At 50.5% G+C, this 14,208-nt stretch carries 11 protein-coding genes; 7 read left to right on the forward strand and 4 right to left on the reverse strand.

Annotation, left to right across the window (positions count from 1 at the left end; translation table 11 throughout):
- Positions 1 to 9: 9 nt before the first annotated feature.
- From KU854_RS17685 to yiaY, 4 genes are all read left to right on the forward strand, one after another.
- Positions 10 to 1,050: a helix-turn-helix domain-containing protein gene (locus KU854_RS17685; protein ID WP_218359741.1), complete on the forward strand. Its 1,041-nt coding sequence runs from the start codon at positions 10 to 12 to the stop codon at positions 1,048 to 1,050.
- A gap of 268 nt (positions 1,051 to 1,318) precedes the next feature.
- A complete protein-coding gene (locus KU854_RS17690) occupies positions 1,319 to 2,062 on the forward strand; it encodes a glycerophosphoryl diester phosphodiesterase (protein WP_218359742.1) in 744 nt (247 codons plus the stop codon).
- 51 nt (positions 2,063 to 2,113) lie between these two features.
- Positions 2,114 to 3,400 (forward strand): MFS transporter, encoded by a 1,287-nt coding sequence (locus tag KU854_RS17695; protein ID WP_218359743.1) that lies wholly within the window; start codon positions 2,114 to 2,116, stop codon positions 3,398 to 3,400.
- A gap of 355 nt (positions 3,401 to 3,755) precedes the next feature.
- Positions 3,756 to 4,904 (forward strand): L-threonine dehydrogenase, encoded by a 1,149-nt coding sequence (gene yiaY, locus KU854_RS17700; RefSeq protein WP_218359744.1) that lies wholly within the window; start codon positions 3,756 to 3,758, stop codon positions 4,902 to 4,904.
- A 26-nt stretch (positions 4,905 to 4,930) separates the two neighbouring features.
- Here yiaY and KU854_RS17705 read toward each other — a convergent pair whose 3' ends face one another.
- A complete protein-coding gene (locus KU854_RS17705) occupies positions 4,931 to 5,806 on the reverse strand; it encodes a LysR family transcriptional regulator (RefSeq protein ID WP_218359745.1) in 876 nt (291 codons plus the stop codon).
- Between the two features lie 108 nt (positions 5,807 to 5,914).
- Between KU854_RS17705 and KU854_RS17710 the strand changes: the two genes are divergently transcribed.
- Both KU854_RS17710 and KU854_RS17715 read left to right on the forward strand, forming a co-directional pair.
- Positions 5,915 to 7,249, forward strand: coding sequence for a serine hydroxymethyltransferase (locus KU854_RS17710; protein WP_218359746.1), 1,335 nt, complete (start codon positions 5,915 to 5,917; stop codon positions 7,247 to 7,249).
- A 98-nt stretch (positions 7,250 to 7,347) separates the two neighbouring features.
- Positions 7,348 to 8,034, forward strand: a complete 687-nt coding sequence (locus KU854_RS17715) for a tRNA (adenine(22)-N(1))-methyltransferase TrmK (RefSeq protein ID WP_054778398.1) — start codon at positions 7,348 to 7,350, stop codon at positions 8,032 to 8,034.
- Positions 8,035 to 8,103: 69 nt separating this feature from the next.
- Here the strand turns inward: KU854_RS17715 and KU854_RS17720 are convergent, their stop codons facing one another.
- Both KU854_RS17720 and argH read right to left on the reverse strand, forming a co-directional pair.
- Entirely contained in the window at positions 8,104 to 9,444 is a 1,341-nt protein-coding gene (locus KU854_RS17720; RefSeq protein WP_218359747.1) for an anaerobic C4-dicarboxylate transporter family protein, read from the reverse strand.
- Positions 9,445 to 9,542: 98 nt separating this feature from the next.
- Positions 9,543 to 10,982 carry an argininosuccinate lyase gene (gene argH, locus KU854_RS17725; RefSeq protein WP_218359748.1) on the reverse strand — a complete coding sequence of 480 codons (1,440 nt, stop codon included), beginning with the start codon at positions 10,980 to 10,982 and terminating at the stop codon, positions 9,543 to 9,545.
- 772 nt (positions 10,983 to 11,754) lie between these two features.
- Between argH and KU854_RS17730 the strand changes: the two genes are divergently transcribed.
- Positions 11,755 to 13,143: an SLC13 family permease gene (locus tag KU854_RS17730; RefSeq protein ID WP_218359749.1), complete on the forward strand. Its 1,389-nt coding sequence runs from the start codon at positions 11,755 to 11,757 to the stop codon at positions 13,141 to 13,143.
- An 89-nt stretch (positions 13,144 to 13,232) separates the two neighbouring features.
- Here the strand turns inward: KU854_RS17730 and punR are convergent, their stop codons facing one another.
- Positions 13,233 to 14,135: a DNA-binding transcriptional activator PunR gene (gene punR, locus KU854_RS17735; RefSeq protein WP_054778397.1), complete on the reverse strand. Its 903-nt coding sequence runs from the start codon at positions 14,133 to 14,135 to the stop codon at positions 13,233 to 13,235.
- Between the last annotated feature and the right edge of the window lie 73 nt (positions 14,136 to 14,208).

Below are 14,208 nucleotides of genomic sequence, written 5' to 3' on the forward strand. Positions count from 1 at the left end.
GGAAGTCATATGCTTGCGATTCCAGTGCCGTTCGTTGTTTCCATGCTGCTTGGACTGCTGGCGGTTACGCTCTATGCAAGATTTGCTGATCAGGCCAAAACGGCCTGTCTGTTTTTGCTGCTTTGTGCGGGCACGACGGCAATGGTGGGTCTGCGCTGGACATTTAACATCAGTGCGTTTGGCATTGCGCAGCCCATTCTGGCATCCGTGATCCCAGTTGCGGCCTGGTATGCATTCGCCCACGCCAGCAGAAAACAGGGAAAGCTCCCGTTGCTTCATGCAGCCGGGCCTCTCTATGTGCTTGTCAGCGTCACCACCCAGCCATGGCTTGGTTTGCCGCTGGATGAAATCCTGACCTTGATTTACGTGGTGTATGGTGTCGCGCTTATCCGTTATTCAGGCAAAGACACAGAGTTGGTCAATGTCTCGCTGGGCAATTGGGAAGGCGTTAGAAAGGCGGAAAATATCGCCGGATGGATGCTGATCTTTTCGGCGGTGGTAGACAGCCTGATGTCGCTCGATTTCGCTTTCAACAGCGGAGAGTTCTCGCTTTATATCCTCACCGCCGCTCACCTGATTCTATTGCCGGCGCTCTCTATTGCCGTTGTCGTTGCGGCAATGAATACGCCGATGGCGGAAGAACCGGACGATGCCGAGCCTGCGCAAGAGACAGAAACAGAAGCGGCATCTGTCATGACCCATGAAAAGGCCGAAGAAATCACCCATCTGCTGGACACCAAAATCCGTCAAAACATGCTCTATCTCGATCCGGAACTCACACTTTCGAAACTCAGCCGTAAGCTGGCTATACCTGCCAAACAAATTTCTATCGCGGTGAATCAAATCCATGGCGAGAACATCTCCAAACGTATCAATGCCTATCGCATCGAGCATGCAAAACAGGCGTTGCTTTCCACTGATGACACGATCACACAGATTTTTATGAACGCAGGATTCCAGACCAAATCCAACTTTAACCGCGAGTTTTCCCGCATGACGGGAATGACGCCGAGCGAATTCCGAAAAAGCAGTACACAGCGGGAGGTGTAAATCCTCAGCGCTGAACTTAGCCAGCACCTCAATTCGTCTCCTCCCCTTGCCCTCGTTTTGCCTGTTTCCAACACCCTTCTGAAAATCATCATTTTATGAACATGTTTGCGCAACGTGACCTAGCTAACAATGATGCTGAAATAAAACCAATTTCTATCACAATTTCTGTTTCATCAAACCTTTACACTCACGCCAAGATGTTCGAGTGAAAACTCTAATTATCTCAAATGCTCGTTTGAGCAAGCTGAAATGAAGGAATGAATAGAAAATGAAAACTGTTTTCGCTCACCGCGGTATGTCATCACTGGCCCCGGAAAATACCCTCAGCGCTTTCTCCCTGTGCAGGGAAAATGGCATTCAATGGCTGGAATGTGACGTTGATATTCTTGCCGACGGTACGGTTGTGCTCTCGCACGACGACACTCTGGAACGTTGCACGGATCAATGCGGCAGCCTTTACGATTTAACCCATTCTGATCTTGCCAAGATTGATGCGGGCAGCTGGTTTGCTGACGCCTATGAAGGGGAACGCATCCCGACGTTTGAACAGTTCATTGCTCTGGTGAACCAACATGAACTGAATATCAACGTCGAAATCAAATCCTGCACCTCTGGTTGGGAAAACACCCTGCGCCTGATTGACGGCGTGATTGCTGGGCTGGAAAACCTGAATCCAGAACGTGAATTGATCATCTCTTCGTTCAACCACCTCGCGCTGGCTGAATTCAAAAAACGCCGCCCACAAACACGCATTGCCTGCCTGTTCGAGAACGCCAACCTCTGGGATGACTGGGAGTCCATCCTGCAAGCCTGTCAGGCCGAATATATCCACCCGGAAGATAAAGGGCTGACAAAAGAGAGAATCCTGAAGATGAAAGCGGCGGGCTACGGCATCAACGTTTACACGGTTAACGACCTGGCGAGGGCGAACCAGCTATTTAACTGGGGAGTTGACGGTGTGTTTACCGATATCGCCCACCAGTTTCCGAAAAAGTACAAAAAAGCGTTCTGATACAACCAATAACGATAACTCTACCCTACAAGCATTTGATGCAGGTGCCCTATGAAGAAACTGATTAGTAAAATTGGATTCGACTCCAACAAACAGTTTTATGGCTTTATGTCTGTGGTTTTCTCCGGACAAATTATCTATTCCGCCTTTGAAGCCTTCAAAGGAACGTTTTACAACCTTCTGATCAACGTTCTGAATATCGACAACACCCAGATGGGTATTCTGTTTACCCTGATCGGCTCTGCGATGTTCTTCTATATTCCGGCTGGCTGGGTCAACAACCGTTTTTCTGTCCGCTCAATTTTGATGACCAGCTTGATGGTGCGCTTCATCAGTATGATGTACATCATCATCTTCCAGCCTGACTTTGCCGTTCTTGCGGTTATCGCCGGTATCTGGGGTATGACAGATGCTGTCTTCTGGCCGTCGGTGGTGAATGGTGTCAGCCTGATGTCCGGTGAAAACAACAAAGGTATGGCCTTTGGTTTGCTGGAATCTGTGCGCCGCGCAATGGAAATGAGCATGAACGCCGTTATCGTCGGTATCATGGCGCTGGTTGGCGGTTCTATCCTGGTGTTCAAAGGTGCGATTGTCGTTTACACCCTGCTGATCCTTCCGATGATTTATCTGGTATGGAAGTTCGTGCCGGATAACCGTATCGACCCTGAAAACGGCGAAAGCAGAAACAAAGCAGCGCTGATGGGCCTGATCCAGGTGCTGAAAATGCCAACTGTTTGGCTGGCAGCGTTCACTTCCCTGACCGTTTACTGGACTTACATTACCCTGATTTACACCGTCCCTTATCTGGAAGCGGTATTTGGCATCACCACTGCACAGGCAGCACTGTTCGGTATTATCAACACCGGTGCAATGGGTGTGGTTGCGGGTTTGATTGCAGGTTCACTCTCTGACTTTGTGTTCAAATCTTCCGTTAAAATGATGATCTTCTCCCTTGGCCTGACTGCGACCTGTCTGCTGGGCGTTATCCTGCTACCGAAATCGCCTGACATGCTGTTTATGAACATTGCGCTGTTGATGGCTTTCTCTTTCAGCATCTTCCTGGCAAAAGGCATCATCCTAGCGCCAGTGGCAGAAGCGGGTGTGCCGAAGCAAATCAGCGGTTCAGCAATGAGCGTCGGTTCTTTCGCGGCTTACGCTTCTGTGTTTTGGGCGTACGCGCTGAATGGCTGGATCATCGATAACTTTGAAAAAGTGACCGCGTACCAGACCATCTTCTCTATCGGACTGGGTGTATCCCTGACGGGTATGGCATGTGCCATTGTGTTGGTTGGCCTGAAACGCAAGCAAAAAGCCCTGATAGAACAAACCGCTGCATAGTCCGGACGGTTACGCCGAATAAAGACAATGCCACTCAATGAGTGGCATTTTTCATCATATAACGCCTAATTATGCCTTTTTAAACAGCAATTTATGCGACATCTCCCAACCTATCTCTCCGCCTCCAACCGAAACAAATCAACACATTTTGTAACATTATCATTAGCTTATGAAGCCACAGACAAGACTTAGGTCATGTTCCTGGCCTTGTATTCCATTGATTAAGTAACGGATTGAGCCCGATCACCTTCTTGCACACCCTCGTAGTGTTACAAAAGCTGGGCACACTGAGAAAATATAGGCAGGTTTTCTGTGCACCCTACATATCCATAAAACAATTACATTGGAGAACGTAATGACGAGTGCTTTTTTCATTCCTACCGTAAACCTGATGGGCGCGGGTTGCCTTGAAGACGCCGCTGATGCAATTAAGTCCCATGGTTTCAAACATGGCCTGATCGTGACCGACAAGATCCTCAATGAGATTGGTGTGGTCGGCAAAGTCTCGGCGCTGTTGGCTGAGCGCGGCATTAAAACCGCGATTTTTGACGGCACCCAGCCAAACCCAACCATTGCGAATGTCGAAGCCGGTCTGGCCATTCTGGAAGAAAACAGCTGTGACTTTGTTGTCTCGCTGGGTGGCGGTTCGCCCCATGATTGTGCGAAAGGCATTGCACTGGTTGCAGCCAATGGTGGCAAAATTGCTGACTACGAAGGCGTAGACCAATCTGCAAAAGCACAGTTGCCATTGATTGCGATTAACACCACCGCAGGCACCGCATCGGAAATGACCCGCTTTTGCATCATCACCGACGAAGCACGCCACATCAAAATGGCGATCGTGGATAAGAACACAACCCCACTCATCTCGGTGAACGACCCAGAGTTGATGCTGGCAAAACCGGCGTCGCTGACTGCGGCAACAGGGATGGATGCGCTAACCCATGCTGTTGAAGCTTATGTTTCCACCGCTGCAACGCCAATTACCGATGCGGTTGCCATCAAGGCGATTGAGCTTATTCAGGCTAACCTGCGCACCGCGGTAAAGGATGGCCAGAATCTGGAAGCACGTGAGCAAATGGCCTACGCGCAGTTTATGGCGGGTATGGCGTTTAACAATGCATCTCTTGGCTATGTGCATGCCATGGCGCACCAGTTGGGTGGTTTCTACGACTTGCCACATGGCGTGTGTAATGCGGTTTTACTCCCTCACGTGCAGGCTTACAACGCTCAGGTTTGCCCAGCGCGTCTACGTGATGTAGCGAAGGCCATGGGAGTGAGTGTGGATGCGCTGACGCCAGAACAAGGCGCGAAAGCTGCCATTGATGCAATTAAAGCATTGTCTGCCGATGTGGGTATTCCTGCGGGTCTGGAACTGTTGAATGTGAAAGCTGACGATATTCCTGTGCTGGCAGAAAACGCGTTGAAAGACGCCTGCGGTTTCACCAACCCGAAACAGGCAACGCACGAAGAGATCTGCGAGATCTTCCGTAACGCTATGTGATCATTTGGTTTTGATAACCAACACGCTTATAAAGCCGCCTCCGGGCGGCTTTCTTGTTCCACCAGCCACTTCACAAAGTGATTGGCAACCGCATGTTCCCGGCAAGACGGCGAACAATAAAGGTAGTAGCCGCCGCTTTCGACGCTGTTGATATGCGCATCTGGCCAGAAAACCAGTTCTCCCCGCGCCAAATAACCTTCGAGCAGGGATAAACGCCCGACCATGACGCCCTGCCCGTCCAGCACAGACTGCAACAACAAGGTGTAAAGGCTGGAGCGTCGCAAACGGCTGTTCACCATGGCAAAGCGTTTATCTTCGCGCCAGAACCGCCAGTCGTCATGCCAGTGCATGTCCTGAAAAAAGACTGGGGATGACGCCTGATAACCCGGTGCACACACGGGTACCAGAGTCTCACACCAAAGCTTCTGCCACTTGCTGCCGGGATCGTGCTGGAAATAGGCCAACGCGAGATCAGTCTCTTCCGGCTGACCGGAAATGGTCGAAACAGCAGTGATTTCCAGCTCATGTTCGGGGAAAAGGTGCTGATAGTCGCCTAACCGGCGGTGAAGCCAAAGCTGGGCAATGGCATGCTGGGTCGCCAGTTTCACCGGAGCCTGCTTTTCATGGCGGATACGCTCTACGTCCTGCTCAAACGTCCGCAAGGTAATCTTTACCTGCGTAAATAATTCTTGGCCTTGCGGTGTCAGTGACACACCTTTCCCGTGGCGGGCAAAAAGGGAAAAGCCCAGCGTTGTTTCTAATTTTTTCACCTGATAGGCCACCGCAGAGGCCGTCAGGAACAGCTCCTCTCCTGCTCTGGCAAAGCTTTCATGCTCAGCCGCGGCTTCAAAAGCGACCAGAGAATCCAGCGGGGGAAGATGTGGAAAACGAACAGAACGCATGGTTTAAGCCCAAAATTATTTTTGCCTTAAACCAAAAATAATCCATTTGAGAAAAAAAGTGGTTCGGTCTGAGATAGAGACATCACAAACCGGGAAGGAAACCAGAAAATGGCGTTTGATGAAAAACCTTGGGTTGACGGTGCAATCAACCAATATGCGCGTGAAACGGTGCAATCTGTAGCAATGGACGATGAGCAGGCGGTAGTGAAAGCCATCTATCAACTGGCGGATCAAAACCGGGCTATTCACGAGCAGCAATGCATTAACCTTAACCCAGCCACCAATATCATGAATCCCAAAGCCGAAGCGCTTCTGGCATCCGGTATTGGTTCCCGCCCTTCCCTCGGATACCCCGGCGATAAATATGAAATGGGGCTGGAAGCTATCGAGAAAATCGAAATCCTCGCCGGGCAACTCGCTTGCGAAGTCTTTGACGCCAAATACGCGGAGATCCGCGTCGCATCCGGCGCGATGGCAAACCTCTATGCCTTTATGGCAACCGCCAAGCCCGGCGACACCATTCTTGTGCCACCGGCTTCCATTGGTGGACATGTTACCCATCACAATGCCGGTGCAGCAGGACTTTACGGTCTCAATATTGTGGAAATGCAAGCCGACGCCGAACACTACACGATTGATTTGGATGCGCTCCGTCAGCAAGCGCATGCGCTCAAACCCAAACTCATCACGATTGGTGGCAGCCTGAACCTACTGCCTCATCCGGTTGCCGAAATCCGCGCCATTGCCGATGAAATCGGGGCTTACGTTTTGTTTGATGCCGCGCACCAATGCGGCATCATCGCCGGGAAAAGCTGGCCAAACCCGCTTTCACAGGGCGCGCATTTAATGACGATGAGCACTTATAAAAGCCTGGGAGGCCCTCCGGGCGGGCTGATTGTCTCCAACGACGCGACGGTGATGCAAAGCATCGATGCCATTGCCTTTCCCGGTCTAACCGCCAATTTTGATGCGGCTAAATCGGCGGCGCTGGCGGTGTCATTACTGGACTGGAAAGCCTTTGGTGAAGCCTACTCCGAAGCAATGATCGCCACCAATGCCGCGCTGGCAAAAGCCTGTATGGCAGAAGGTCTTCCGGTGTTTCAGGTGAATGGCGCCGAAGGACTCACGCCGTCCCACTCGCACCAGTTTGCGATTCAGGCAGCCCCTTTTGGCGGCGGCCAGACCATGGCGAAGAAACTGCGTCAGGCCAATATCCTGACCTGTGGTATCGGATTGCCGGTTGCACCGGTTGACGGTGACATGAACGGGCTCAGGTTTGGCACACCGGAAATCGTACGCGCAGGATTCACCGCGGAGGAAATGCCGCAGGTCGCTAAATTTATCGCGGATTGCCTGTTAGGCAGAAGACCGGATGCGGATATCGCGCAAGCTGTCAGCGAAATGCGCAGCCGCTATACGACACTAAATTACTTATTGTCTTAAGCACTTATTGTTTGGGTCGAGAGATCGCCGAATTCTCTCGACCAAACCGGCTTTTTGAGTAAAATCCTGCGCTCTTTTCAGTGATATTTGAGCGCGAAGTGAAAATCGGAAAACGTCTACAGCAACTGCAATCTCTGGTGACAGAGCCTTACGACCACATCTGGGATTGTTGCTGCGATCATGGCTTACTTGGCGCTGCATTGCTTCGCCAGCATCCGGAATCCCATATCCATTTTGTCGACGTGGTACCCGCACTCATCGACGCGCTGAACGAACGCCTGAGCCAACACTTTGCTGACCGCACCCACCGCTGGCAAACACTTTGTATGGATGCCGGTGCCTTGCCACTGAATGATTACCCTGGGAAACATCTTGTGATCATTGCCGGTGTCGGCGGTGATTTGATGATGGACATGGTTGCCCGCCTTCAGGATGCCAACCCAGAGAAGGAACTCGATTTTCTGCTCTGCCCTGTTCATCACCAGTATGCCCTTCGCACTCTGTTGATCTCGCGTGGATTCAAGCTGAAAGAGGAAGTGTTGGTTGAGGAAAACCGACGTTTCTACGAAATCATGTTGGTAACGACTCACCAGAATACACACCAGCCCTACGCCGATATCTCGCCCGTCGGTTCGCGTTTATGGCTCACGGTCGATCAGGTTCAGCCGGACAACCGCAAACGCTATCTGACCCAGACGCTTGCTCATTATGAGCGCATTCAACGCGGGAAGCCGGATGACGTACAGCCCATCCTTCACGCCTATCAACAGGTGAACCTTTCTTAAATAATACGCAAAAAGAAAACCCCTCCGGACAGCATCCGAAGGGGTTTGTCTTAGCCAACCGGTATTATTTTAAAAAACGAACTGCGAGATAAAGTAACCGCCGGCGACCGCCGAAATGACCATCACAAAGCCCGGCATGATATAACTGTGGTTCACCACGTACGTACCCAGCTTTGTGGTACCGGTACGGTCAAACGACACACAGCCAATCTGGCCAGCACCCGGTACGATAAAGTCACCACAGGTTGCCGGGTACATCGCCACCAGCAAGCCCGGTGGAATGCCCATAGCTGCACCCAGCGGCATCAGCGCAGACACGGTAGCCGATGGGCTGAAGATCACTGACGAGAAGCAGAACAGGATCAGGCCGAATGCCATTGGTGCCGTTTCGACCATGCCTTCAAACGAGGTTTCAAAGAAGGTTTGGTACGCACTGAAGAAAGTCCCTGTCATCCAGGAGATACCGAACACGCCCACCACGCCGATCAAACCTGAACGGAATACCGAACCCGACGCAAACTTGTCGCTTGGTACTTTGGCGAACACGATGATGAACAGCGCAGCGGCCAACATCACCATTTGGATCAGCATTGGCGTGGAAAGTACGACGGTTTTGCCATCAACGTCCCAAGAAGGCAGCAGCGTTTTGAACGTACCGAACAGGATAACCGTTGCAACGCCCAGACCGAAAATCGCCACGCTGCGTTTGGTGCCTTTTTGTGGCTCTGCAGATGCCGCTTGTTCCGGCTCGTCCACTTCATCATGCAGCAGCTTGTATTCGCCACTCGCCACACGGCGCTGGAACTCAGGATCCTGCTCAAGCTCCAGACCACGTTTGTAAACAAACGCGCAACCTGCCAGCGTACCAATCAGGAACGCAGGCATGCTGACAGCCAGGATTTGGAACAGTGAAACGCCGTACATGGACAGGGTTGCAATCATACCTGCCGTTGCCGCACTCATCGGGCTCGCGGTGATCGCGATACCAGAAGCAATAACCGCCATCGACATTGGACGCTCAGGACGGATTTTGGCTTCTGCCGCCACTTCCGCAATAACCGGGTACACAGCGAACGCAACGTAAGAGGTACCACAGAACACCACGAACATTGAGGAAATGAGCGGGCCCAGGAAGGTAATGGCGCTCGGCTTTTTACGCAGCAGCTTTTCTGCCACGCGAACTAAGAAATCCAGACCACCCGCGCCTTGCAACACACTTGTACAGGCGATAACCGCAATAATAATCAGCAGTACAGTGATGGGTGGTGATGCCGGTTGCAGCCCGAATCCCAACACCAGAATACATACGCCCAGACCACCGGCCGCACCCAGACCAACGCCACCGAACCTGCCGCCAACGCCGATACACAACAAGACCACAGCCAGCTGCAGCCAAAATTCAATGCCCATAAAAAACTCCCACAAGGCACGGTTAAATGCCCTGCTACTTAAACGAACACATTAAAAAAGAGGCCAGCCCGAATGAGCTGGCCGAGAGAGGGAAACGATTAGCTTTCCGTGCTCATCGCTTGGTTGCCCAGCTGAGACATAAAGCCTTCAGTCGCAGTGCCACCGAAACAGATCTCTTCCGCGCGTTTGATTTGCGCTTCCACTGCCTGAGGTGCAGTACCGCCGTAAGAGTTACGCGCAGCAACACACGCTTCCAGAGTGATGTCCTTGTAGATATCTTCTTCAATCAGTTCATTGAATGAACGGAATTCGTCGATAGTCAGCTCATCCAGCTTCTTGTCGTTCTTGATGCAGTAGTTCACGGTTGAACCCACAACATGGTGCGCTTCGCGGAACGGAAGGCCTTTACGAACCAGGTAGTCCGCCATGTCTGTCGCCGTTGAGAAACCACGGTTAGCCGCGTCACGGGTGTTCGCTTCCAGAACCACCATTTTCTCGATCATTGGCGTCATAACCTGAAGCGCGCGTTGCAGCGTGTCCATGGAGTCATAAACCGCTTCTTTGTCTTCACTCATGTCAGTGTTGTACGCCAGTGGCAGACCTTTCATGGTCGTCAGGATTGCCATCAGGTTGCCGTACATACGGCCGGTCTTGCCACGGATCTTCTCTGCAATGTCAGGGTTTTTCTTCTGTGGCATGATGCTTGAGCCAGTACAGAAGTCGTCAGACAGTTCGATAAATTTGAAGTCCTGGCTTGAGAACAACACAATCTCTTCAGACAGGCGGCTCAGGTGCATAAAGCACATTGCAGCTGCGGCGTTGAATTCGATCATGTGGTCACGGTCGCTCACTGAGTCGATACTGTTGTGCGTTGGCTCGTCAAAGCCCAGCAGTTCTGCGGTCAGGAAGCGATCGATTGGGAATGTGGTACCCGCCAGAGCAGCAGAACCCAGTGGACACTGACCCATGCGCTTGTATAGATCTTCAAAGCGAGAGTAGTCACGTTGCAGCATCCAGTAGTACGCCATGATCCAGTGGGAGAACAGGATTGGCTGGCCAGTTTGCAGGTGCGTGTAGCCCGGCATAATGACGTTAATTTCTTCTTTCGCACGCTTGATGATGACTTTCTGCATGGTGCGGATAAGCGCCAGGTTGTCTTCAATCACTGAACGCATGTGCATTTTAGAGTCCAGCGTTGTCTGGTCGTTGCGGCTGCGCGCAGTGTGCAGTTTACCGCCAACAGGGCCGATGATTTCGGTCATGCGCTTTTCAATGGACATGTGAACGTCTTCATCAGCAGTGTCGTATACGAACGTGCCTTCTTCGACTTCTTTCTCAACGGTTTTCAGGCCAAAAATGATTTGGTCTGCTTCGTCTTGCGTGATGATGCCCTGCTTCGCCAGCATAGTAGCGTGCGCAATGCTGCCATGGATATCGACCGGAAACAGGCGTTTCTCGATCAGAATCGTCGCATTGAACTCTTCAACCAGTTTATTTGTTGGCAGATCAAAACGACCGCCCCATAATTTAGAAGACATAAACAACCTCTTTAATATTTATGTAAATAAAATCTCGCCAACGCATTAAAGCGCCAACAATTAGGAATCTGGAATTAATTAACGTACAATAAATCCAATCAGCGCATGCCAATTAATTTAAAAGCATTAATTTGATATTTGAAAAATCGCAGAGGTGCGAGAAACCGATTTAAACGGTTTAGATGTGAAGGCTTACGGAGTTGTATCGAAACTCAGCCGACGATAATTACCCTGAAAGGTAAGAATGGATGACATGAAAAATCCTTTTTACAAAAACAGTCCATAAATTTCGCGTTAAAAGGAAGATATATTTTTAAACTGAGTAAAAAAGAGGCTTAAATCACAATTAGTTCATGCAATCAGATAAATTACTCATCAGTAACAATCGAAATACAATCAAATCAAAACGTCATTTCAATTACCTACAAGTTTCCTAAGTTACTGAATATTTGCATCTAAAAGATAGGAGATATCAACCATATCAGAATCTTATCGATTGAGTGCATACAATACAAAATGGCGATATTATCACCGACTACAATTCAAAATTCACCCAACATATACTGCATGAATAGCTCAAAAACTGCACTGACCTGTCGCTCGATAAATCGTTTCTTCCTTGACAATGAATTTTTATCATCACACTTCGCGGATAACCAGATGTGAACATTTCATCTTGATCTGATTAACAATCCGGTAATTTATTGCTTTCCATTGCTTTTATTAGTGAGATTATATTTTTGCTCTACAGCCTTTAATAATGGATCAAACAATGAATAAAAATGACAGTGTTCCTCTGCCCACGAATACCTACGAGTGGTTAGTCAACCGCAATAGCCTGATAATCATCGCCGACATTATCTTGTTTGCCGTGCTCTATTACACCCTGCCCATGGAGCCCAAAGTGGTACTGGGTCTTTGCATGCTGGTCTTCATTGCCATTCTTTGGCTCACTGAAGCATTGCATGTCACGGTTACTGCGATATTAGTGCCGGTAATGGCGGTATTGTTTGGCGTTTTCGATACCCAGGCTGCACTGAACAATTTTGCCAACTCGATTATTTTCCTGTTCCTGGGTGGCTTTGCCCTCGCTGCGGCAATGGCACGTCAGGGGTTGGACAAAGTTATCGCTGATAAAGTGCTGCTTGTCGCCAAAGGAAGAATGAGTATGGCGGTGTTCATGCTCTTTGGTGTCTCTGCCCTGCTGTCGATGTGGATCAGCAACACGGCAACCACTGCAATGATGCTGCCTCTCGCGCTCGGTGTACTGAAAAACGTCAATGAAGAAACCGGCCATAAAACCCAAGTGTTTGTCCTGCTTGGTATCGCGTATAGCGCCAGCATAGGCGGTATGGCGACCATTGTTGGCAGCCCGCCAAACGCCATCGCTGCAGCAGAAGTCGGCTTAACCTTTATTGAGTGGATGAGCTTTGGTGTGCCTGCGGTTGCTGTTGTCCTGCCGGTAGCCATCCTGATGTTATATGGCTTGTTGAAGCCAGAATTGAATGGCGACTTCAAACTCAACCATGACCCTGTGGATTGGGACAAAGGTAAGGTTGTGACACTTGGCATCTTCGCTGCCACAGTGACGCTCTGGATTTTCAGTAAGCCTATCAACGCTATGATTGGTGGCTATGCCAAGTTCGATACCATCATCGCACTGGGTGCGATTATCGCGGTCAGCTTCTGTCGTGTGGTGCACTGGAAAGACATCGAAAAAACCGCAGACTGGGGCGTACTGTTGCTGTTCGGGGGTGGTATTTGTCTCAGTGGCGTGCTGAAAGCAACGGGAACCAGTGCGTTTCTGGCAAATATCCTCAGCGAGTTGGTTGGCGATTTAGGGATTGTTCTGGTTGTGCTGATGATTCTGGCATTCGTGGTTTTCCTGACCGAGTTCGTCAGTAATACCGCCCTCTCTGCACTGTTTATTCCACTGTTTGCCACTGTGGCCGAAAACTTTGGTATGTCGCCGGTCTTGCTGTCTGTGATCATCGCACTGGCTGCATCCTGTGCCTTTATGCTTCCTGTTGCCACACCGCCGAATGCCATCGTCTTTGGCTCAGGTAAAATCCAACAGAGCGAAATGGTGCGTGTCGGCTTCGTTCTGAATATCGTGTGTATCGCGATCATTACCCTGATTGCCACCGTTTTCTGGTTATAACACGCACTATCAAGATGTTGATTGAGAAAGAGCCGCTAATGCGGCTCTTTCTTTTAGTTTGTACCGTGATAAATACGGTTAGCTATTCGCTATTCCAGCCATTCCCGTCGCGCTTTTTCCGCATCACCCAGATAATCGAGGATCCAGTTCACTGCCGGGTTCTCTTTATCTGTCCGCCACGCAATGCAACACGGGCTTTTCTGTGGTGGTTCCACAAGCTGTTTTTCCACCAACTCACCACTTTCCAGATACGGTTCTGCCATGTGCGATGGCATGGCACCAATTCCCAGCCCAGAGCGGAAACACTGAATGGCACTGTGCCAGTTGGGAACCGTTAGACGGCGCTGGTTATCCAACAGCCAGGTGGCGCGCTTTGGCAGGATACGCGAGGTGTCTTCCAGACAAATTGCCGGATAGGTTTGCAGCTGCTCATTGGTAATGGGTTCCGGTTCATTCGCCAGCGGATGGTCTTTGGAAACCACAAAACGCCAGGTCAGGATACCCATGTCGCGGTAATTGAGGTTGCCACTTACCGGCACAGCGGCGGTTGCTCCGATGGCAATGTCTGCGCGGTCATAGGCCAGCGCATCCCAAACGCCGTTAAACACCTCCATGGTCAGCAGGAGTTCGACATCCGGAAACGCATCGTAGAAGTCGCGCACCAGGGAATCGACACGGTCTTCACGCACCACGTTATCCAAGGCCAGTGAAACACTCCGCGTCCAGCCATTGGCAACACGCTGGGTCTGGACGCGGATTTCATCCATTTTTTTCATGAGTTCCCGCGCCTGTTGCACGAAGAATTCGCCAGCCGGTGTGAGCTTCACCGAACGGTGTAAGCGCTCAAATAAATTCACAGCAAGCTTTTCTTCCATCTGCCGGACGGTATAACTCACTGCACTTGGCACTTTGTGCAATTCTTCCGCAGCTGCCGAGAAGCTTCCGCGACGCGCCACGGCGTCAACAACCTGTAGATCCTGATAAGAAAACATACGAATCAAATTTTTTGAAAGCAGTTGCGAAATTTTAGCGTTTCACACCAGGTTGCGCCACCGATAAACTCCG

Origin of the sequence: Enterovibrio paralichthyis, assembly GCF_019209835.1 — a bacterium.
Taxonomy (GTDB): domain Bacteria; phylum Pseudomonadota; class Gammaproteobacteria; order Enterobacterales; family Vibrionaceae; genus Enterovibrio; species Enterovibrio paralichthyis.

Coding starts and splice junctions, on each gene's coding strand:
- KU854_RS17685 (WP_218359741.1), top strand. CDS start 10: ATGCTTGCGATTCCAGTGCCGTTCGTTGTTTCCATGCTGCTTGGACTG.
- KU854_RS17690 (WP_218359742.1), top strand. CDS start 1,319: ATGAAAACTGTTTTCGCTCACCGCGGTATGTCATCACTGGCCCCGGAA.
- KU854_RS17695 (WP_218359743.1), top strand. CDS start 2,114: ATGAAGAAACTGATTAGTAAAATTGGATTCGACTCCAACAAACAGTTT.
- yiaY (WP_218359744.1), top strand. CDS start 3,756: ATGACGAGTGCTTTTTTCATTCCTACCGTAAACCTGATGGGCGCGGGT.
- KU854_RS17705 (WP_218359745.1), bottom strand. CDS start 5,806: ATGCGTTCTGTTCGTTTTCCACATCTTCCCCCGCTGGATTCTCTGGTC.
- KU854_RS17710 (WP_218359746.1), top strand. CDS start 5,915: ATGGCGTTTGATGAAAAACCTTGGGTTGACGGTGCAATCAACCAATAT.
- KU854_RS17720 (WP_218359747.1), bottom strand. CDS start 9,444: ATGGGCATTGAATTTTGGCTGCAGCTGGCTGTGGTCTTGTTGTGTATC.
- argH (WP_218359748.1), bottom strand. CDS start 10,982: ATGTCTTCTAAATTATGGGGCGGTCGTTTTGATCTGCCAACAAATAAA.
- KU854_RS17730 (WP_218359749.1), top strand. CDS start 11,755: ATGAATAAAAATGACAGTGTTCCTCTGCCCACGAATACCTACGAGTGG.
- punR (WP_054778397.1), bottom strand. CDS start 14,135: ATGTTTTCTTATCAGGATCTACAGGTTGTTGACGCCGTGGCGCGTCGC.